16 protein-coding genes are annotated in these 19,397 nt (G+C 73.1%); 13 read left to right on the top strand and 3 right to left on the bottom strand.

Annotation, left to right across the window (positions count from 1 at the left end; all coding sequences use genetic code 11):
- Positions 1-44 precede the first annotated feature (44 nt).
- The 5 genes from LN251_RS17860 (at position 45) to sucD (ending at position 7,083) form a co-directional block, all read left to right on the top strand.
- Positions 45-1,211, top strand: coding sequence for a VWA domain-containing protein (locus LN251_RS17860; RefSeq protein ID WP_458246740.1), 1,167 nt, complete (start codon positions 45-47; stop codon positions 1,209-1,211).
- Positions 1,212-1,468: 257 nt separating this feature from the next.
- On the top strand, positions 1,469-2,560 hold the full coding sequence (locus LN251_RS17865; RefSeq protein ID WP_458245273.1) for a hypothetical protein: 1,092 nt from the start codon (positions 1,469-1,471) through the stop codon (positions 2,558-2,560).
- Between the two features lie 174 nt (positions 2,561-2,734).
- Positions 2,735-4,300 carry a hypothetical protein gene (locus LN251_RS17870; RefSeq protein WP_458245274.1) on the top strand — a complete coding sequence of 522 codons (1,566 nt, stop codon included), beginning with the start codon at positions 2,735-2,737 and terminating at the stop codon, positions 4,298-4,300.
- A 701-nt stretch (positions 4,301-5,001) separates the two neighbouring features.
- Positions 5,002-6,180, top strand: a complete 1,179-nt coding sequence (gene sucC / locus LN251_RS17875) for an ADP-forming succinate--CoA ligase subunit beta (RefSeq protein ID WP_458245275.1) — start codon at positions 5,002-5,004, stop codon at positions 6,178-6,180.
- Between the two features lie 18 nt (positions 6,181-6,198).
- A complete protein-coding gene (gene sucD, locus LN251_RS17880; protein ID WP_458245276.1) occupies positions 6,199-7,083 on the top strand; it encodes a succinate--CoA ligase subunit alpha in 885 nt (294 codons plus the stop codon).
- 92 nt (positions 7,084-7,175) lie between these two features.
- On the opposite strand, the gene LN251_RS17885 is transcribed toward sucD, so the two are convergent.
- A complete protein-coding gene (locus tag LN251_RS17885; protein WP_458245277.1) occupies positions 7,176-8,006 on the bottom strand; it encodes an RNA polymerase sigma factor in 831 nt (276 codons plus the stop codon).
- A gap of 96 nt (positions 8,007-8,102) precedes the next feature.
- Between LN251_RS17885 and LN251_RS17890 the strand changes: the two genes are divergently transcribed.
- Positions 8,103-9,857 (top strand): cell division protein PerM, encoded by a 1,755-nt coding sequence (locus LN251_RS17890; RefSeq protein WP_458245278.1) that lies wholly within the window; start codon positions 8,103-8,105, stop codon positions 9,855-9,857.
- A gap of 24 nt (positions 9,858-9,881) precedes the next feature.
- On the opposite strand, the gene LN251_RS17895 is transcribed toward LN251_RS17890, so the two are convergent.
- Entirely contained in the window at positions 9,882-10,667 is a 786-nt protein-coding gene (locus tag LN251_RS17895) for a hypothetical protein (RefSeq protein WP_458245279.1), read from the bottom strand.
- A gap of 326 nt (positions 10,668-10,993) precedes the next feature.
- Here LN251_RS17895 and purN point away from each other — a divergent pair, with 326 nt between their 5' ends.
- Together purN and purH are read left to right on the top strand one after the other, a co-directional pair.
- Positions 10,994-11,623 carry a phosphoribosylglycinamide formyltransferase gene (gene purN / locus LN251_RS17900; protein ID WP_458245280.1) on the top strand — a complete coding sequence of 210 codons (630 nt, stop codon included), beginning with the start codon at positions 10,994-10,996 and terminating at the stop codon, positions 11,621-11,623.
- On the top strand, positions 11,620-13,191 hold the full coding sequence (purH, locus tag LN251_RS17905; RefSeq protein ID WP_458245281.1) for a bifunctional phosphoribosylaminoimidazolecarboxamide formyltransferase/IMP cyclohydrolase: 1,572 nt from the start codon (positions 11,620-11,622) through the stop codon (positions 13,189-13,191). The genes purN and purH overlap by 4 nt, the downstream gene beginning before the upstream one ends.
- Before the next feature lie 75 nt (positions 13,192-13,266).
- Here the strand turns inward: purH and LN251_RS17910 are convergent, their stop codons facing one another.
- Complete coding sequence (locus LN251_RS17910) at positions 13,267-14,010, bottom strand: RDD family protein (RefSeq protein ID WP_249840584.1); 744 nt, start codon at positions 14,008-14,010, stop codon at positions 13,267-13,269.
- Between the two features lie 245 nt (positions 14,011-14,255).
- Between LN251_RS17910 and LN251_RS17915 the strand changes: the two genes are divergently transcribed.
- The 5 genes from LN251_RS17915 (at position 14,256) to LN251_RS17935 (ending at position 19,268) form a co-directional block, all read left to right on the top strand.
- Positions 14,256-15,110 carry a bifunctional methylenetetrahydrofolate dehydrogenase/methenyltetrahydrofolate cyclohydrolase gene (locus tag LN251_RS17915; RefSeq protein WP_200705143.1) on the top strand — a complete coding sequence of 285 codons (855 nt, stop codon included), beginning with the start codon at positions 14,256-14,258 and terminating at the stop codon, positions 15,108-15,110.
- Between the two features lie 196 nt (positions 15,111-15,306).
- Positions 15,307-15,732 carry a DUF3017 domain-containing protein gene (locus tag LN251_RS17920; protein WP_458246741.1) on the top strand — a complete coding sequence of 142 codons (426 nt, stop codon included), beginning with the start codon at positions 15,307-15,309 and terminating at the stop codon, positions 15,730-15,732.
- Between the two features lie 212 nt (positions 15,733-15,944).
- A complete protein-coding gene (locus LN251_RS17925) occupies positions 15,945-16,406 on the top strand; it encodes a helix-turn-helix domain-containing protein (RefSeq protein ID WP_458245282.1) in 462 nt (153 codons plus the stop codon).
- Between the two features lie 282 nt (positions 16,407-16,688).
- Positions 16,689-17,966, top strand: a complete 1,278-nt coding sequence (locus LN251_RS17930) for a DUF2690 domain-containing protein (protein ID WP_458245283.1) — start codon at positions 16,689-16,691, stop codon at positions 17,964-17,966.
- A 312-nt stretch (positions 17,967-18,278) separates the two neighbouring features.
- Positions 18,279-19,268 carry a malate dehydrogenase gene (locus LN251_RS17935; protein WP_458245284.1) on the top strand — a complete coding sequence of 330 codons (990 nt, stop codon included), beginning with the start codon at positions 18,279-18,281 and terminating at the stop codon, positions 19,266-19,268.
- Positions 19,269-19,397 lie beyond the last annotated feature (129 nt).

The following is a 19,397-nucleotide window of genomic DNA, read 5'->3' on the forward strand; positions in this document are numbered from 1 at the left end:
ACGGGGGTGCGGCGATGACGGCCGAGGCGAGGGCGGCCGAGACGATGACGCCCGCGGCGATGGACCCGGCGCAGGAGCGGCTGCGGCGCTGGCGGCTGGTCCTCGGAGGCGACGCGGCCGACGGCACCGGATGCGCGCTGTCCGGCCGGGACGCCGCGATGGACGGGGCGCTGACCTCGCTGTACGGGAAGGCGGACCGGCAGGGGCAGCGGGGTCGGGACCGCTCCGCGGGGCTCGGCGCCTCGGCGCCGTCCGTGGCGCGGTGGCTCGGCGACATCCGGACCTACTTCCCCTCCTCCGTCGTCCAGGTCATGCAGCGCGACGCCATCGACCGGCTGGGACTGGCCACGCTGCTGCTGGAGCCGGAGATGCTGGAGGCGGTGGAGGCCGACGTGCACCTCGTCGGCACGCTGCTCTCGCTCAACAAGGCGATGCCGGAGACGACGAAGGAGACGGCGCGGGCGGTCGTGCGCAAGGTCGTCGAGGACCTGGAGAAGCGGCTCGCCACCCGCACCCGGGCCACGCTCACCGGCGCCCTGGACCGCAGTGCCCGGATCAGCCGGCCGCGCCATCATGACATCGACTGGAACCGCACCATCGCGGCCAACCTCAAGCACTACCTGCCCGAGTACCGGACCGTCGTGCCCGAGCGGCTCATCGGATACGGGCGGGCGTCCCGGTCCACGAAGAAGGAGGTCGTGCTCTGTATCGATCAATCGGGATCCATGGCGGCGTCGGTGGTGTACGCCTCGGTGTTCGGGGCGGTGCTCGCCTCGATGCGGACGATCTCCACGCGACTCGTCGTCTTCGACACGGCGGTCGTCGACCTCACCGACCAGCTCGACGACCCGGTCGACGTCCTTTTCGGCACCCAGCTGGGCGGCGGTACGGACATCAACCGGGCGCTCGCCTACTGCCAGTCGCAGATCACCCGGCCCGCCGACACGGTCGTCGTCCTGATCAGTGACCTCTACGAGGGCGGCATCCGCGACGAGATGCTCAAGCGGGTCGCCGCGATGAAGGCGTCCGGCGTGCAGTTCGTCGCGCTGCTCGCGCTCTCCGACGAGGGGGCTCCGGCGTACGACCGTGAACACGCGGCCGCGCTCGCCGCGCTGGGGGCGCCGGCGTTCGCCTGCACGCCCGACCTCTTCCCGGAGGTGATGGCGGCGGCGATCGAGAAGCGGCCGCTGCCGATACCGGACACCGCCTGAGGAGCCGTCAGGCAGGTCGGCTCGATGACGATTTGTCGACCAGTCGTCGTCCGACTTCGGCCAGCAAAACGGACATGACTACCCATCGGTAACAGGGGGCTTGCGCTACCTCGGGAGGGCCGTGCAAGTATCGACGCCTCATCAGCGGTGCGATGCGCTCCGCTCGTCCGCACGGCGTCGGGCCGCTTCATGGCTCTCCACGGCCCCGCCGCGCGGAGTTGGTCCGCACCGTTCCGCCGCACGAGAGGCTTTCCCTCTTGACCTGGCCGACAGCCCTGCCCGCCGCCGCTCTGCGCGTGATGCGCTCCGCGGCCGGTCGGCGTGCGCTGCAGGTGATGGTGCTGGTCGGAGGGCTGTTCGCGCTCGGGTTCCTCTGCGGGGAGCAGGCGCACGCGGCGGACGAGGTGCCGGGGACGTCGTCGTCGGCACCGGGGCCGGTGGTCGGGCGGCTCGTGACCGCCCCGACCGCGCTCGTCGACGCCCTCACGGCGGCCCCGGGACGGCTCGAGGCCGGTACCCCGGGCAGGCCTCAGCCGCATGCCCCGGCCGGGCACGATCGCCCGGGCGACTCCGCGCGGCCCGAGCAGTCCGACTCCGCCCAGCCGCGACCGAGGCCCAAGCCCAGGCCGGCGCCTTCCGCTGAGGCCGACCGCGCCGAGGCCGACCGCGCCGGTTCCGGTACTCCCGCGGGCGGCACCACGCCCGCTCACGGCGCCGCTGGGGTCGTTCCGGTGCTCGGGTCTGTGGTCGGCGACGTCGTGCAGTCCGTGGACGACACGGTTCTGCGGCCGGTCGGCGACCTGGTCGTGACGGTGACGGGCGGACTGGCCGAGGCGACCGCGCCGATCACGGGGCTGCCGCAGTTGCCGCCCCTGCCCTCGGTGCCGGAGTTGCCGGGCACGCCGTCCCTGCCGGGTCTGCCGGGTCTGCCCTCCGTTCCCGGGCAGACCCTGCCCGCGCCCGCGCCGGTGACCCAGCCGGACGGCCCGGGGCACGCGGCGGTCGCAGGTGATGCTTCCGGCGAGAGGCGTTCGGCGGCGCGTGGCGCGACGTACGGCCCGCGGTTCGACGAGGTCGGCGGCACCGCTCACGCCCGCGCGCGGGCCGACGGCCGACGGACTGCCGACGGTGCCGGCTACGCCCCGGTCCCGCAGGCCCCCGGCGGTGACCCGACCGGCGTGCTCAGCAACCGGTCCGCCGTCGACAGCGGCACGCCGAGGCACGGTGACGCGCAGGCCGTCGCCCTCGGCCATCGCGCGCCCCAGCGCACGCTGTCCGGCGTCGCCGCCCGTGCGCACGGCGACGCGACCCGGGACGGGCACCGGGACATCCCGGTTTCCCCCGCCTAGGGCGGTTCCTTCCGCCTGCCCGCGGTTCCGCGGTGCGGGGCGGAACAGGTCCGCCGGACCGTCCGGACACCTTCCGAGTTCCGGACGACGCCCCGGCGATGTCCCCCTGCCTTTCGAAGCCCGAAGCCCTCAATGCCTCGGCGCTTCCATGGATCCGAAGGATCTGACGCACGCATGAACAAGAACATCCGTCGCTCGATCGTCATAGCCGCCGGTGTGACCGGCGCGTGGGCGCTCGGTTCCGCCGTCGCCAGCGCGGACGAGCTGCCGTCCTCCTCGCTGTCCGTCTCCGACACCACCCCGGACACCCAGAACACCCTCGGCACCCTGACCGGCACCGTCCCCGACACGGTCACGGGCACCGTCGACGGGGTCGTGACCGGCGTGCAGGACACCGTCTCGGCCGTCACCGGCACCGCGACCACGGCCACCTCCACGACGCAGGACGCGGCCGGCCCCGTGGCCGGCGCCGAGAAGACCGCCACCGGCGCCGCCTCCACCCCACCGAAGGCGACGGCCCCGACCTCCCAGCCCGGCAGGATCAAGGGCGCCGCGGCCATCCAGGGCGCCAGGGCCGCCCAGGCGAAGGCGCGGCCCACCACGGACAAGGCCGCCGCCACCGCCACCGTCGCCGGCGCCACCGCCTCCGACCCGGCCCACGCCCCTCAGGACGGCATCGACTACCTCTTCGGACCGCTCTCCGTCTTCGCGCCGGAGGTCGAGGAGGCGCTCGCCGCGGCGCAGACGAAGCTGCAGGGGGTGCGGACGGCGTCCCGTTCGCAGGCGGACGGCGTCGACGGCGTCGTACGGACGAAGGCGCGGCACACCGTCGCGGGCGCGGGCCGTGCCGCCACCGGCGTGCCCGGCACGATCACTCCGGTGGCCGACGAGACGGCCGTGTCCGCCGTCCCGCCGGTCGCCGGACACGCGGTGAGGGGCGTCGTACCGGTCGCCGGACACGCGGTGACGGGCGTCGTGCCGGTCGCCGTGCAGGCCGTCGGCGGGTTGGTGCCCGTCGCGGGCGGTGTCGTCGCGGACGTGCCGCCCTACGCCTCCGGGCTCGTCGCGGAGGTCGCGGGCGAGGGCGTCGGCTCCGTGCTGCCGCCCGTGGCGGGCACCGCCGTGCACGGGGTGCTGCCCGTGGCGGGGCAGGCCGTCGGGGACGCGGGCGGTCTGGCGTACGGCGTGACCGGGGACGTCCACGGCTTCGCCGGCGGGGTCGTCGCGGACGTGCCGCCGCTCGCGCAGGGCGTCACCGGCGACGCGACCGATCTGGCGTACGGCGTCGGTGGCCGGGTCGGCCCCTTCGCGCAGGACGTCACCCGGGCGGCCCAGCCCGTCGTCGGCCTCGTCCGGCCCGTCACGGGCAGCGCGACCGATCTGGCGTACGGCGTTAGCGGCCGGGTCGGCCCCTTCGCGCAGGACGTCACCCGGGCGGCCCAGCCCGTCGTCGGCCTCGTCCGGCCCGTCACGGGCAGCGCGACCGGACTGGCGCAAGGCGTCGCGGACGAGGCCGTGCCGTTCGTGGGCGGGGTCGCCGGCGGAGCCGGTTCCTTCGCCGACGGTGTCACGGGCCGGGCCGCGCCGTTCGCCCAGGACCTCACCGGCACGGTCGAGGCCACCGGTGGCCCGCTCGCCGGGCATGCCGTCACCGGCGTCCGGGACGTCGCCGAGGCGGTCACCCCGGGCCACCTCCACGCCGCGGCGGACGTGCCCCAGGCCCGCCCGTACAGCATCTGACCCTTCCGCGGGCGGCGTCCCAGGACGACCGCCCGAACGCCGCGACGGCGGCACCCCGTGCGCGCATCCGCCGGATGCGCGTGGCGGCCGGGTGTGGACACCGCGCGGCGAACGACCGGTTCCGTGAGGACGAGGGACCCGGACGGCCGAAATCCGTCGGCCGGTCCGCCCGACGCCTCGCGGGACGGGCCGGGCGGTCCCCATTGGGGTGGGGACCGCCCGGCCGGGCCCCGTGACACGGCGCTTTCGAGCGACCTCGGGGCCGTACCAGGGGCCTCACCGGGCCAACCCCAGCCCGGTGGGGCCCCGCCTCGTCCTCGGCCCCACTGTGGCCGATTCCCGGCTGCTCAGAGCCCTTTCCGCGATCTCTCCCCGGTTGCTCCCCGCCTCCTCCCCGGCCTCTCCCCGCCCGCCCGCCGCCCCTCACATCCGGCACGTCACCCCCGCACCCGAAGGACGCCGTCGCCTCACATGCGGCACGCCGTGCCAGTGAGTGCGGCATCATGTGACAGGTATCACCGCTCAGGTGTGACCCTCGATTTAGGGGCCTCCAGCAAGCAGCGATAACCTGCGAGACGGACATGCCGCGCGCTCGGACACCGTGTGCGCTTCCCCTGTGACCCAAGCGGACGTCACGTTGCCCTTCGCGGCACGCCCACGCATCCAACGAACCGCGAGATCACTGATAGGGACGGAAGCGCGTGGACCTGTTCGAGTACCAGGCGAGGGACCTCTTCGCCAAGCACGATGTACCGGTGCTGGCCGGTGAAGTCATCGACACGCCTGAGGCGGCCCGCGCAGCCACCGAGCGCCTCGGTGGCAAGTCTGTCGTCAAGGCCCAGGTGAAGGTCGGCGGCCGCGGCAAGGCCGGTGGCGTGAAGCTCGCCGCCACCCCCGACGAGGCCGTCGCCCGCGCGACGGACATTCTCGGCATGGACATCAAGGGCCACACGGTCCACAAGGTGATGATCGCCGAGACCGCTCCCGAGATCGTGGAGGAGTACTACGTCTCCTTCCTCCTCGACCGTGCCAACCGCACCTTCCTCTCCATCGCCTCCGTCGAGGGCGGCGTGGAGATCGAGGAGGTGGCGGCCACCCGTCCGGAGGCCGTCGCCAAGACGCCGATCGACGCCAACGAGGGCGTGACCGAGGAGAAGGCCCGCGAGATCGTCGCGGCCGCCAAGTTCCCGGCCGAGGTCGCCGACAAGGTCGTCAACGTCCTCGTCAAGCTGTGGGACACCTTCATCAAGGAGGACGCCCTCCTGGTCGAGGTCAACCCGCTCGCGAAGGTCGCCTCCGGCGAGGTCATCGCCCTCGACGGCAAGGTCTCCCTGGACGAGAACGCCGAGTTCCGCCAGCCGGAGCACGAGGCCCTCCACGACAAGGAGGCGGCCAACCCGCTCGAGGCCGCCGCCAAGGAGAAGAACCTCAACTACGTCAAGCTCGACGGCGAGGTCGGCATCATCGGCAACGGCGCGGGTCTCGTCATGAGCACCCTGGACGTCGTCGCGTACGCCGGTGAGGCCCACGGCGGCGTCAAGCCCGCCAACTTCCTCGACATCGGCGGCGGCGCCTCCGCGCAGGTCATGGCCAACGGTCTCGAGATCATCCTCGGCGACCCGGACGTCAAGTCCGTCTTCGTCAACGTCTTCGGCGGCATCACCGCCTGCGACGAGGTCGCCAACGGCATCGTGCAGGCCCTGAAGCTCCTGGAGGACCGCGGCGAGGACGTCTCCAAGCCGCTCGTCGTCCGTCTCGACGGCAACAACGCCGAGCTGGGTCGCAAGATCCTCACCGACGCCAACCACCCCCTGGTGCAGCGCGTCGACACCATGGACGGCGCGGCCGACAAGGCCGCCGAGCTCGCGGCTGCGAAGTAAGGACGAGGGAACACAGCCATGGCTATCTTCCTCAACAAGGACTCCAAGGTCATCGTCCAGGGCATGACCGGTGCCACGGGCATGAAGCACACCAAGCTCATGCTGGCCGACGGCACGAACATCGTCGGTGGCGTGAACCCGCGCAAGGCCGGCACGTCCGTCGACTTCGACGGCACCGATATCCCGGTCTTCGGCACGGTCGCCGAGGCGATGGAGAAGACGGGCGCGAACGTGTCCGTCCTCTTCGTGCCGCCGGCCTTCGCCAAGGCCGCCGTCGTCGAGGCGATCGACGCCGAGATCCCGCTCGCGGTCGTCATCACCGAGGGCATCGCCGTGCACGACTCGGCCGCGTTCTACGCGTACGCCGGGTCCAAGGGCAACAAGACCCGGATCATCGGCCCCAACTGCCCGGGTCTGATCACCCCCGGTCAGTCGAACGCCGGCATCATCCCGGGCGACATCACCAAGCCGGGCCGCATCGGCCTGGTCTCGAAGTCCGGCACCCTGACGTACCAGATGATGTACGAGCTGCGGGACATCGGCTTCTCCTCCGCCGTCGGCATCGGTGGCGACCCGATCATCGGCACCACGCACATCGACGCGCTCGCCGCGTTCGAGGCCGACCCCGACACCGACCTGATCGTGATGATCGGTGAGATCGGCGGCGACGCCGAGGAGCGGGCTGCGGCCTTCATCAAGGAGAACGTGACCAAGCCGGTCGTCGGCTACGTCGCGGGCTTCACCGCGCCCGAGGGCAAGACCATGGGCCACGCGGGCGCCATCGTCTCCGGCTCCTCCGGCACGGCCGCCGCCAAGAAGGAGGCCCTCGAGGCCGCGGGCGTCAAGGTCGGCAAGACCCCGACCGAGACCGCCAAGCTGGCGCGCGAGATCCTCGCCGGCTGAGGCACCCCACCGCACGCCCGTGGGCCCGCCCCCTGCTCGGGGGGCGGGCCCACGGGCGTGTACGGGCCTGTACGGACGCCACGGCGGCGCGGTCAACGCCCCAGGGGGACCAGCCTCTCCGGTCCGTTCGCCATCTGGTCGCGCAGCATCTGCCGGAGCTCCGCCTCCTCGTCCGACAGCGCGCCCAGCGACACCCGCGGCGGCAGCCCCTGGACCGGACGTCCCTTGGCCACCAGCGGCTCGTAGTGCGTGGGAGCGGTCCACAGGGCGAACGCGGTCGTCCCGATCAGGGTGACGGTGAAGGCGATGGCGGCACGCGTCCAGAACCGGGTCCGCCGTTCGCCGCCCGTGCGCACCCGCGGCGGCTTCGTCGCGCGCAGCCGCTCCGTGGCGGCCAGCGCGGCGAGGCGGCGCTGCAGTTCGGGCGGATCGGCCAGGTCCGGAAGGCGTGCCGCGACGACCTCGCGGGCGTGCAGCAGGCGGCCGGCCGCGGCCGGGGTGCTGGCCTCCGTCTCCGCCGCCGTCTCGGGCAGGTCCAGGCCCACACCGTCGTACAGCAGGAGCGTGCGGCGGTACGGCGGCGGGAGTTCGAGGAGCGCGGAGAGCAGGATGCGGTCGGACGGGTCGGCCGGTGGTGCCTCCGGGTGGCGGTAGCGGGGGTGGAAGCGGTGCCAGGGGGAGAGGGCGCAGTCGTACGCCGCCGCGCGCACCCACCCCGCCGGGTCCCGGTCCCGGGCCACCTCGGGCCAGTGCTGCCAGGCGAGTTGGAAGGCTCGCTCGACCGACTCGCGGGCGAGCTCGCGGCGGCCGGTGAGCAGATAGGTCTGCCGTACGAGGGCGGGGGCGCAGAACGCGTACAGCGCGTCGAAGGCCTGAGCGGGCGTCAGCGGCGCGGTCGTCTCCGGTTCCTGAGGCTGCGTCACGGACGGCCCTTTCGCACGGAAAAGTACATAAACATATATTGAGCGACACTTCGGTGGTTCGCCTGTTGCGACGGAAAAGCGCGTGTCGTTGGGAGCATGACGGTCGTGATCCAGATGACCGCTCGCCGACCGCCCCTGTCGTCCCTGCTCGTCCGTCTGCGCGACCGATCGCCCGGGCTGGCCGCCAGTCTTCTGGGGGGCGCCGTGGCCGCCGGGCTGGGGCTCGGATCGCTCGCCATGCTCGTGACGATGCTGTGGATCAGTTCGCCCTACCCCGACAGCGGGCCCGGCGGCGCGCTGCATGTCGCGGCGGCGCTGTGGCTGCTGGCGCACGGCGCCGAACTCGTCCGCACCGACACGCTCTCCGGCACCCCCGCGCCCGTGGGCGTGACGCCGCTGCTGCTGCTCCTCGTCCCGGTGTGGCTGGTGCACCGGGCGGCGCGGGACGCGGTCGACGGCGGCGAGGAGGAGGCGCCGGGGACGTCGGGCACGGCGGCGTGGGCGGGTGTCGTGCTCGGCTACCTCGGCGTCGGCGCGGCCGCCGCCGTGTACGCGTCCGGCGGCGAGCTGCGGCCCGACTGGGTGTGGACGGCCGTCTGCCCGCCGCTGCTCGTCATGGGGGCGGCGGGCCTGGGGGTGTGGACGGCGTACGGGCGTCCGCGCGAGGCGCTGGACGGAGTGCTGGTGCTGCTGCCCGCGGGCCCGCGGCGACTGCTGCTGGTGGCCGAGGGACGTGTCCGGCTGGGCGTGGCCGCGCGGGCCGCGGGGGCCGGGGCGGCGGTGCTGGCCGGCGGCGGGGCCCTGCTGGTGGGGGCGTCCCTCGGGTGGCACGGCGCTGCGGCCCGCGCGTCCTTCCTGCACCTGACGGACGGGTGGTCGGGGAGGTTCACGGTCCTGCTGCTGTGCGCGGTACTGGTGCCGAACGCGGCGGTGTGGGGGGCGTCGTACGCGTTGGGCCCCGGATTCGCGCTCGGCGCCGGTCACCTGGTGAACCCCCTGTCGTCGGCGCCGGCGTCGCTGCTGCCGCCGTTCCCGCTGCTGGCGGCCGTGCCGGAGGCGGGTGCCGGGGGGTGGGCGAACTGGACCGCGGCGGTGGTGCCGGTGACGGCCGGGGTGACGGCCGGATGGCTGGTGGGGCGGGCGGAGCCGGCGGCGGGCGGTGGTGCGGGGACGGAAGGGTGGTCGCGGGGCAGGACCGCCGGTGTCGCCGGGCCGGCGGCGGGCGGTGGTGCGGGGACGGAAGGGTGGTCGCGGGGCAGGACCGCTGGTGTCGCCGGGCTGGCGGCGCTGTTCTGCGCGGCCGGGGTCGCCGTGCTCGGCGCACTCGCCGGCGGCCGGCTCGGGGTCGCGACGCTCTCCCGGTTCGGGCCGGTGTGGTGGCAGGCGGCCGGCGCGGCGTTCCTGTGGATCGCGGCGTTGTCGGTGCCGACGGCGCTGGGGCTGCGGGCCTGGGGACGCCGGGAGAGAAGAGAGCGGATCGAGCGGCCCGTCAAGCCGACGACGCGGGCGGCGCGAGACGAGCGCTGGTTCTCCAGGCCGTGGCACGCCGCAGGGGCCTGGCTCGGTTTCCAGAGGGCGGCCGAGGCCGGGGGAGGCGGGACCGGCGCGGCCACCGGCACCCCGCTCGTGCCGTACGGCGAGGGCTACGACCAGGACGACGACGTCTACCGCCCGCTGCTCGCGCAGCGCGACACGTCCTTCGAGCCGTACGACCTGCTGCCGCCCGAACCGCCCCGGTCGCCGCTGCCGCCCGAACCGCCTCAGTCGCCACAGCCGCCACAGCCGTCGCAGCCGCCGCAGTCGGCGTGGTGGCCCGACGAGGACGACCCGGAGGAACCCCGTCGGCCCTGACGGGACCGGGGGACCGGGGCCTGGCTAGCCGTTCGTGCCCAGGAGTCCCCGCAGCTCCTTCGGCAGCAGGTGGCTGCAGGACTGCTTGGCCTGGTTAGTGAGGGCGTCGTTCGTGCAGGTGTAGTAGTCGCGGTAGACCAGCTGGGCCGTGAACGTCGCGGCCACCAGGGCGATGGCCAGCGAGGCGGTCACCAGGCCGCTCACCGCCGCCGTCGTCTGCGGGCGGTAACCGGCGTCGGAGGTCGGGGCGTTGTTGTTGTCGCCGGGGCGGGTCTTGGCGCGCAGCGCGCTGCCGCCCCAGTACAGGGCGAGCGCGCCGAGCAGCAGGGACACGTACGGCCAGCTGAAGAGCGCGAAGAAGAAGGCCCACATGCCGCACAGGAGGGAGTAGCGGGCGCGGCGCTGCACCGGGTCGGTCGGGTCCCAGCGCATGCCCGTGCCGCCGGGCGCGGGACCGCCACCGGAACCCTCGGGGCCGGGGGCCGGGCCGCCGGGGCGCTCGCCGAAACCGCCCGAGGAGCGGCCCGGCTGGCGGTCGCTCCACTGGCTGCCCCAGGGGGAGTGGTCCCCGGAGTCCTCGCCGTCCTCGCCGCTCGCAGGGCGGCGCGGCTGCCACGGCCGGTCCGGCGTGCCCTCCGGCGGCGGGGCGAAGGGGTTGTCGTCCTGGGTGCCGCCCGACTCGTCGTCCTTGCGGTCCGACGGTGCGTCGGGCGGTGAGGCCGGGCGCTCACGCAGCAGCGCGGCGCCGCGCTCCCCTCCCGGGGCCGGGAGCGGGGGGAGCGTGAGGAGTCGCAGACTGCGGTCCGACATCAAGAGAGCGTCTTCCCCTTGGTGAACGTGTTCGTGAACCTGGCGAACGGGCTGGGTACGGCTGGTCCTGCGGGAGCCGTCACACGGTCAACGCGCCGCACGGCGGGCGCGTTCCCGAACCGACTCCTCCCAGACGCTACCTTCCGGCCACGCCCCCGTCCCGTGGGGGCCGCCCCGTGTGCCGGTATCGTTGCTGACGGTCGGCCGCTTCGTAGACTTCCCCGTATCCGGGAGCGCGAAGCATTCGTACGAATGTACAAAGCGCCACGTCATCGCGTACGGCGGTCCGGCCGCCGAAGAACGTTCCCCCGAGAAAGGGCCCCACCGTGGCCGCCAAGCCCGTGGTCAAGCGCCTCGTCGTGCTGGTCTCCGGATCCGGCACCAACCTGCAGGCGCTCCTCGACGAGATCGAGGCCGGCGGGACCGAGGCCTACGGGGCGGCCGTCGTGGCCGTCGGCGCGGACCGCGACGGCATCGAGGGGCTCGCGCGCGCCGAGCGGGCCGGGCTGCCCACCTTCGTGCGCAGGGTCAAGGACTACGACACGCGGGACGAGTGGGACGCCGCCCTCGCCGAGGCCGTGGCCGCTTACGAGCCGGACCTCGTCGTCTCCGCCGGGTTCATGAAGATCGTCGGCAAGGAGTTCCTGGCCCGTTTCGGCGGCCGGTTCGTCAACACGCACCCCGCCCTGCTGCCCAGTTTTCCCGGAGCCCACGGTGTGCGGGACGCGCTCGCGTACGGCGCCAAGGTCACCGGCTGCACCGTCCACTTCGTCGACGACGGCGTCGACACCGGCCCGATCATCGCGCAGGGCGTGGTGGAGGTCCGGGACGAGGACGACGAGAGCGCTCTGCACGAGCGCATCAAGGAAGTCGAGCGAAGGCTGCTCGTCGAGGTCGTGGGGCGCCTCGCCCGCAACGGCCATCGCATTGAGGGACGAAAGGTAGTTATCCAGTGACCGCCACCGCCGGGACCAGTAAGCGGCCGATCCGCCGGGCGCTCGTCAGCGTCTACGACAAGACGGGCCTCGAAGACCTCGCGCGCGGCCTGCACGAGGCGGGCGTCGAGCTCGTCTCCACCGGGTCCACGGCCGGCCGTATCGCCGCCGCCGGTGTCCCCGTCACCAAGGTCGAGGAGCTGACCGGGTTCCCCGAGTGCCTGGACGGCCGGGTCAAGACGCTGCACCCCCGGGTGCACGCGGGCATCCTCGCGGACCTGCGCCTGGAGAGCCACCGCGAGCAGCTCGCCGAGCTGGGCGTGGAGCCGTTCGACCTGGTCGTCGTCAACCTCTACCCCTTCCGGGAGACCGTCGCCTCCGGCGCCACCCCGGACGAGTGCGTCGAGCAGATCGACATCGGCGGCCCCTCGATGGTCCGCGCCGCCGCCAAGAACCACCCGTCCGTCGCGGTCGTCACCAGCCCCGACCGGTACGCCGACGTCCTGGGTGCCGTCGCCGACGGCGGCTTCGACCTCGCCAGCCGCAAGCGTCTGGCGGCGGAGGCCTTCCGGCACACGGCCGAGTACGACATCGCCGTCTCCTCCTGGTTCGCGTCCTCCTACGCGCCCGCCGAGGACGGCTCGCAGTTCCCCGAGTTCATCGCCACCAGCCTGGACCGCGCCCACACCCTGCGCTACGGCGAGAACCCGCACCAGCCGGCCGCCCTCTACACCTCCGGCACGGGCGGCCTGGCCGAGGCCGAGCAGTTGCACGGCAAGGAGATGTCGTACAACAACTACACGGACACGGACGCCGCCCGCCGTGCCGCGTACGACCACGACGAGCCGTGCGTCGCGATCATCAAGCACGCCAACCCCTGTGGCATCGCCGTCGGTTCGGACGTCGCCGAGGCGCACCGCAAGGCGCACGCCTGTGACCCGCTGTCGGCGTTCGGCGGCGTCATCGCCGTCAACCGGCCGGTGTCGAAGGAGATGGCCGAGCAGGTCGCCGAGATCTTCACCGAGGTCATCGTCGCGCCCGACTACGAGGACGGCGCGCTGGAGGCCCTCGCCAAGAAGAAGAACATCCGCGTCCTGAAGGCTCCGGGCCGCCCCGAGTACCCGGTCGAGGTCAAGCCGATCGACGGCGGCGCGCTCCTGCAGGTCACCGACCGCCTCCAGGCCGACGGCGACGACCCGGCCAACTGGACGCTGGCGACCGGCGAGGCGCTGTCCGCGGACGAGCTCGCCGAGCTCGCCTTCGCCTGGAAGGCCTGCCGCGCCGTCAAGTCCAACGCCATCCTGCTCGCCAAGGACGGCGCCTCGGTCGGCGTCGGCATGGGCCAGGTCAACCGCGTCGACTCCGCCAAGCTCGCCGTCGAGCGGGCCGGCGAGGACCGCGCCCGCGGCTCCTACGCCGCCTCGGACGCGTTCTTCCCCTTCCCCGACGGCCTGGAGATCCTCACCGCGGCCGGCGTCAAGGCCGTCGTCCAGCCCGGCGGCTCGGTCCGCGACGAACTGGTCGTGGAGGCAGCGAAGAAGGCAGGCGTGACGATGTACTTCACGGGGACCCGCCACTTCTTCCACTGACCCCGCACGCGAACGCGGCCTCCGGCCCTCCCCGAGGAGGCCGGAGGCCGCGTCTCGCGTCGCGGGCGGGTGGTCTCAGTTCTGGATGACCATCGTGCTCGCCGCCTTGTCGTGCCAGCCCTGCTGGCGGCCCGACTTGTCCCAGAACGGGGACAGGAAGACCAGGAGCTGGCCGATGCCGCAGAGGAAACCGCCGACGGCGATGATGATGTAGCGGATGAACGACGAGCCCAGGCCGGGCTTCTGGCCGGTGTCGGCCTTCACCACGCGGACGCCGACGGCCATCTTGCCCAGCGTGGCGCCGAGCAGGCCGATCATCATCCACTCGTAGAGCAGGCCGAGGACCGCGAGGGCGCCGAACACCACGAAGAACTTGCCCGCGAAGTCGGAGCCGGCGTTGTCGACGCAGGTGCTGTAGTCGGCGGAGTTCGGGTCGCAGTCGTTGACCGAGTTCATGGCGCCCGCGATGCCGGCGAAGCTGAGCACGGAGTAGACGGCGCCGAGGATCAGCCAGTCGATGACACGGGCGCCGAAGCGGCGGCCCATCGAGGCGACGTTGGGCATCGGGCCGCCCGGGTAGCCACCGGGGTAGCCGCCGCCCTGCGGGTAACCGGGCTGCTGCGGGTAGCCGCCCGGCTGCTGCGGATAGCCGTAGCCCTGCTGCGGCGGGACGCCCTGCGGGGGCTGCTGCGGGTAGCCGTATCCGGGCTGGCCCGGCTGGCCGGCGGGGGGCTGCTGCGGGTAGCCGTAGCCCTGGGGCGGCTGCTGCGGGTTCTGCGGCTGCTGACCGTAGGGATTGTTGGGCGAGCCGAAACTCATGGCCGGTTTTCCTCCGTTGCACAAGCGGGGACGATGCGGATTGCGCGGAGGAATAACACGATGTGAGCGGTTTGCCCCCCGAACACGAACCGCGATACTGCGCCGTTCATCGTTCTTCACCCCTGACTGGCTTGTCCAGTGGCATTTCGCATGTGTTGTGCAAGTGCAATGTGGCTGATCATGGACGGGTGCTCGGGCGGGACCCGGATTGGAACCGGGGGGCGGTCATCCGCGAGGATGGGGCCATGACCGCCCAGATTCTCGATGGCAAGGCCACCGCAGCCGCGATCAAGTCCGATCTGACCGCCCGCGTGGCGGCGCTGAAGGAGAAGGGCGTCACGCCCGGCCTCGGCACGATCCTCGTCGGGGACGACCCCGGCTCCCAGAAGTACGTCGCGGGCAAGCACCGCGACTGCGCCGAGGTGGGCATCGCCTCCATCCAGCGCGAACTGCCCGCCACGGCCACGCAGGAGGAGATCGAGGCGGTCGTCCGGGAGCTCAACGAGGACCCGGCGTGCACCGGTTACATCGTCCAGCTGCCGCTGCCCAAGGGCATCGACGAGAACCGCATCCTGGAACTGATGGACCCGGACAAGGACGCCGACGGCCTGCACCCGATGAACCTCGGCCGGCTGGTGCTCAACGAGCCGGCGCCGCTGCCCTGCACCCCCAACGGCGTCCTCACCCTGCTGCGCCGCTATGGCGTGGAGATCAAGGGCGCCGAGGTCGTGGTCGTCGGCCGCGGTGTCACCATCGGCCGCCCGATGCCGCTGCTGCTGACCCGGCGCAGCGAGAACGCCACCGTCACCCAGTGCCACACCGGCACCCGCGACCTCTCGGCGCACCTGAAGCAGGCCGACATCATCATCGCCGCCGCCGGTTCCGCCCACCTGATCCGGCCCGAGGACGTCAAGCCGGGCGCGGCCGTCCTCGACGTCGGCGTCTCGCGCAGCGCCGAGGGCAAGATCGTCGGTGACGTCCACCCCGGGGTCGCCGAGGTGGCCGGCTGGATCTCGCCGAACCCCGGCGGCGTCGGCCCGATGACCCGCGCCCAGCTGCTCGTCAACGTGGTCGAGGCGGCGGAGCGCAGTGTCGGCTGAGGCGAGGCGCCCCGAGGGCGGCGCGGGCGACACCGGTACCAGGACCGGCGACACCGGTACCGGCGTGGCCGGTGCCGAGCGCCCGGCGGTGGACCTCCGGCGCCGGGAGCGTTCCGACCGCACGGGCCCGGGCACGGACCCCGGGCACGAGGTCGGGCACCCCGAGGAGCAGGCCGAGGAGACCGTCCGGGACGCCATCAGCGCGCCCGACGCGCAGGGCGTGCCGCGCCGGGTGACGCGCCGCTTCCCGCTGTTCACCCGGGACACCGCGCGCCCCGAGGGCGGCGGCCGGGCCGCCCCGGGCGACGCCCCGGCGCCCGCCCGGCAGTGGCCGATCCTCGCCGTCCTCGGCCTGGTCGCCGTCGGCCTGCTGCTGACCGCGCTGGACCTCTTCCGGGTCGGCACGCTGCTGATCGGGGTCGCCCTGGTGGCCGGCGCCCTGCTGCGCTGGGTCCTGCCCGACGTCGGCATGCTCGCCGTGCGCTCCCGCTTCACCGACATCGTCACCTACGGCGTGCTCGGTCTCGCGATCGTGCTGCTGGCGATGATGGTGCAGCCCCACCCGTGGCTGCAGATCCCGTTCCTGAAGGACACCCTGCACTTCACGGTGAGCAGCGGCTGACCGCGTTTGACGCGACGACGACGGCCCGTCCCCTCCCCCGGGACAAGGACGGGCCGTCGCCACGACCACCCTTGCGGAGGGCGAAGTCCCTGTTCAACGGCTGTCCGCACGCTGTGGCACGGAAGTGACCGTTCCGCGACGCGGGAACCATCGGCGGGCCGGCTTCGTCACCTGCTCAGACGACCAGGACGAGGACGCCGTGGAGGTGGGCGATGGGCGGCTGGCAGCCGCTGCCGGACGATCTGCCGCCCGAGGTGCGGCACTTCGTGGAGCAGTTGCGGCTCCTGAAGGACACGACGGGGCTCAGCCTCGTCGCGCTCGGCGCCCGTACCGCGTACAGCAAGTCCTCCTGGCACCGCTACCTCAACGCCACCCAGCCGCCGCCCCGGCAGGCCGTCGCTGCCCTGTGCCGGATCGCCGGGCTCGACGGCACGGAGGCCGAGCGGTTCGGGGTGCGCTGGGAACTCGCCGTCCGGGCCTGGCCCCGGCCCGCGAAGCCCGCCGGGAGCGAGGAGAGCGGCGGCTACGAGGACGATCCGACCCTGCCCTGGTGGGACGCGCCGGAGGAGGGCGGGCAGGGGCGCGGACCGGGCGGGCGGCTGCTGCTGTACGCCGTCGTGCTGCTCCTCCTCATGCTGCTGACGGCGGTCGTCGGCGCCGTCGCGCTCGGGTGAGTCGCCGGTGGACCGGGGGGAAAAGTCCGTGACGGGTGAGGTTGTCCGTGTGTGGCTGCGGTGTCGATGTATCGACGAGTTCGCGGATTTGACACAGGGTTGTTCGACGAGGGAGCTAGCGTGACGAGTCCCACCGGGGGCGCACCCGTGCGCCCCCGCCCTGGGAACTGAGACCCTGGTGGGGCGCACTCCGGTGGGTAGCCAGGGACGGGGACCTGGCCCGTGCCTGGCACGCGCGAGGTAGGAAAGAAAGCACCAAACGGGGGGAAGAGGGGGGAAGCAATGCCTCGTTGGAGGGCCTTGCCGGACGAACTCGATCCGCAGGTCAGGGAGTTCGCGAGCCAGCTGCGGCGGCTCGTGGACCGCAGCGGCCTGAGCATCGCGTCGGTGGCCGACCGTACGGGCTACAGCAAGACGTCCTGGGAGCGGTACCTGAACGGCCGGCTGCTCGCGCCCAAGGGCGCCATCGTGGCGCTGGCCGAGGTGACGGGCACCAACCCGGTCCATCTGACGACCATGTGGGAGCTCGCCGAACGCGCCTGGAGCAAGTCGGAGATGCGCCACGACATGACGATGGAGGCCATCCGCATCTCCCAGGCGCGCGCCGCGCTCAGTGAGTTCGGGCCGCCTCCGGCGAACGTCAAGGGCGGCAAGACGGCCCGCAGGTCCGGCAGCGCGACGGCGACGCCGGGGATCGCGGGACCGGCGGGCGTGGCACCGACGGTGCCCCCGCAGCCGACGACGTCGCCGGACACACGGGAGCCGGAGCCGGGTACCCGGAAGCAGGATTCCCGGGAGCCGGAGACGCGGGAGCCGGACGGCGCCCCGGGCGGATCGTCCGGCGCCAACTCCTGGAAGGTGGCCGGTTATCAGGGCCCCTCGCCGGCGGGCGGGCGCCCGCAGCAGCCGGCCCCGCCGACACCGGCTTCGACCCCACCGGCCTCGGCCGCGCCGTCCTCCGCGCCCGAGCCCGCGGCCTCCGCCGCCACGCCGCAGCCGCCGGGTGTCTTCGGCGACGCCCCGCAGGGCCAGCGGCCCGGCGGCCCGGACAGCGCCTCCGTGGGCGTCGGCAGGCGGCGGCTGACGATGTTCCTCGCGGGCGTCGTCGGCGTCCTCGTCGTGATGGCGGCCGTGTTCTACCTGACCGACGACGGCGGAAAGAAGAGCGCGGGCGGGCACGCCTCGCCGTCGCCCTCGGTCAGCTCCGTCGACCTCCCGGCCGGAGTGGAGTGTGCCGGCGCCTCCTGCACCGGCAAGGACGCGGAGGCGATGGGCTGCACCAAGGACGTCGCCGCCGTGACCACCGCCAAGACCGCGACGGTCGGCACGACCACCGTCGAGGTCCGCTACAGCAAGATCTGCGGTGCCGCGTGGGGCCGTATCACCGCCGCCGCGCCCGGCGACGCCGTCCAGGTGACCGCGGGCAAGGCCAAGGAGAGCGACAGCATCACGCAGGCGGGGGACACCATCGCGTACACGCCGATGGTCGCGGTGAAGGACGCGGGCGAGGCGAAGGCATGCGCCACGCTGTCGTCCGGCCTCAAGGGGTGCACGCCCTAGGTACCCGGGCACAAAGGGGGCGGCCGCCCGTCCGGGAGAGGTGAGACGGAAGCGGCCGCCGTTGGGGGGTACCGACAGTGCCGGACTCCCGTGGGGGTACGGTTCGCGTGCCCAGGATGGGGGCGCCCATGCGTGCCGTCCCGGATTTCTTTCGGGCGGGTTCACTCTGTGGGCTGGGCCACATGGACCCGGCCGTCCGGGATCCCGGATGCGCGATAGCCTGACCGGTGGATCTCTCTTGATACCAAGAGATCGATCATCTGTACGTCCCACCCGGACGACACCACCGCCAGCTGTCCTACGGAGAACGCCATGACCCGCACTCCCGTGAACGTCACCGTCACCGGCGCGGCCGGCCAGATCGGTTACGCCCTCCTCTTCCGCATCGCCTCCGGCCAGCTGCTCGGCGCGGACGTGCCGGTCAAGCTCCGCCTCCTCGAGATCACCCCCGCGCTCAAGGCCGCCGAGGGCACGGCGATGGAGCTCGACGACTGCGCCTTCCCCCTCCTCCAGGGCATCGACATCACCGACGACCCGAACGTCGCCTTCGACGGCACCAACGTCGCCCTGCTCGTCGGCGCCCGCCCCCGTACCAAGGGCATGGAGCGCGGTGACCTCCTCGAGGCCAACGGCGGCATCTTCAAGCCCCAGGGCAAGGCCATCAACGACCACGCCGCGGACGACATCAAGGTCCTCGTCGTCGGCAACCCGGCCAACACCAACGCGCTCATCGCGCAGGCCGCCGCCCCGGACGTACCGGCCGAGCGCTTCACCGCGATGACCCGCCTGGACCACAACCGCGCGCTGACCCAGCTCGCGAAGAAGACGGGCTCGACGGTCGCCGACATCAAGCGCCTGACGATCTGGGGCAACCACTCCGCCACCCAGTACCCGGACATCTTCCACGCCACGGTCGCCGGCAAGAACGCCGCCGAGGTCGTGGGCGACGAGAAGTGGCTGGCCGAGGAGTTCATTCCGACCGTCGCCAAGCGCGGCGCGGCCATCATCGAGGCCCGCGGCGCCTCCTCCGCCGCGTCGGCCGCCAACGCCGCCATCGACCACGTCCACACGTGGGTCAACGGCACCGCCGACGGCGACTGGACCTCCATGGGCATCCCCTCGGACGGCTCCTACGGCGTCCCGGAGGGCCTGATCTCCTCCTTCCCGGTCACCACCAAGGACGGCACGTACGAGATCGTCCAGGGCCTGGACATCAACGACTTCTCCCGCGCCCGCATCGACGCCTCCGTCAAGGAGCTCGAGGAGGAGCGCGAGGCGGTCCGCGGCCTCGGCCTCATCTGAGACCGCCGAGGTAGCCGGGACCACCGGCCGCCCGGCTTCACGGATTCGTCACGACCCTGCACGGGCCCCGTTCCGGTTCTTTCCGAAACGGGGCCCGTGGCCGTTTTCGCCGCTACCGTCTAAAGCGTT

Source organism: Streptomyces sp. MAI_2237, assembly GCF_054189285.1.

What these genes read in the sequence shown, in the direction of transcription:
- LN251_RS17860 (WP_458246740.1), top strand. Translation starts at nt 45, where the DNA reads ATGACGCCCGCGGCGATGGACCCGGCGCAGGAGCGGCTGCGGCGCTGG.
- LN251_RS17870 (WP_458245274.1), top strand. Translation starts at nt 2,735, where the DNA reads ATGAACAAGAACATCCGTCGCTCGATCGTCATAGCCGCCGGTGTGACC.
- sucD (WP_458245276.1), top strand. Translation starts at nt 6,199, where the DNA reads ATGGCTATCTTCCTCAACAAGGACTCCAAGGTCATCGTCCAGGGCATG.
- LN251_RS17890 (WP_458245278.1), top strand. Translation starts at nt 8,103, where the DNA reads ATGACGGTCGTGATCCAGATGACCGCTCGCCGACCGCCCCTGTCGTCC.
- LN251_RS17895 (WP_458245279.1), bottom strand. Translation starts at nt 10,667, where the DNA reads ATGTCGGACCGCAGTCTGCGACTCCTCACGCTCCCCCCGCTCCCGGCC.
- LN251_RS17910 (WP_249840584.1), bottom strand. Translation starts at nt 14,010, where the DNA reads ATGAGTTTCGGCTCGCCCAACAATCCCTACGGTCAGCAGCCGCAGAAC.
- LN251_RS17915 (WP_200705143.1), top strand. Translation starts at nt 14,256, where the DNA reads ATGACCGCCCAGATTCTCGATGGCAAGGCCACCGCAGCCGCGATCAAG.
- LN251_RS17925 (WP_458245282.1), top strand. Translation starts at nt 15,945, where the DNA reads ATGGGCGGCTGGCAGCCGCTGCCGGACGATCTGCCGCCCGAGGTGCGG.
- LN251_RS17930 (WP_458245283.1), top strand. Translation starts at nt 16,689, where the DNA reads ATGCCTCGTTGGAGGGCCTTGCCGGACGAACTCGATCCGCAGGTCAGG.
- LN251_RS17935 (WP_458245284.1), top strand. Translation starts at nt 18,279, where the DNA reads ATGACCCGCACTCCCGTGAACGTCACCGTCACCGGCGCGGCCGGCCAG.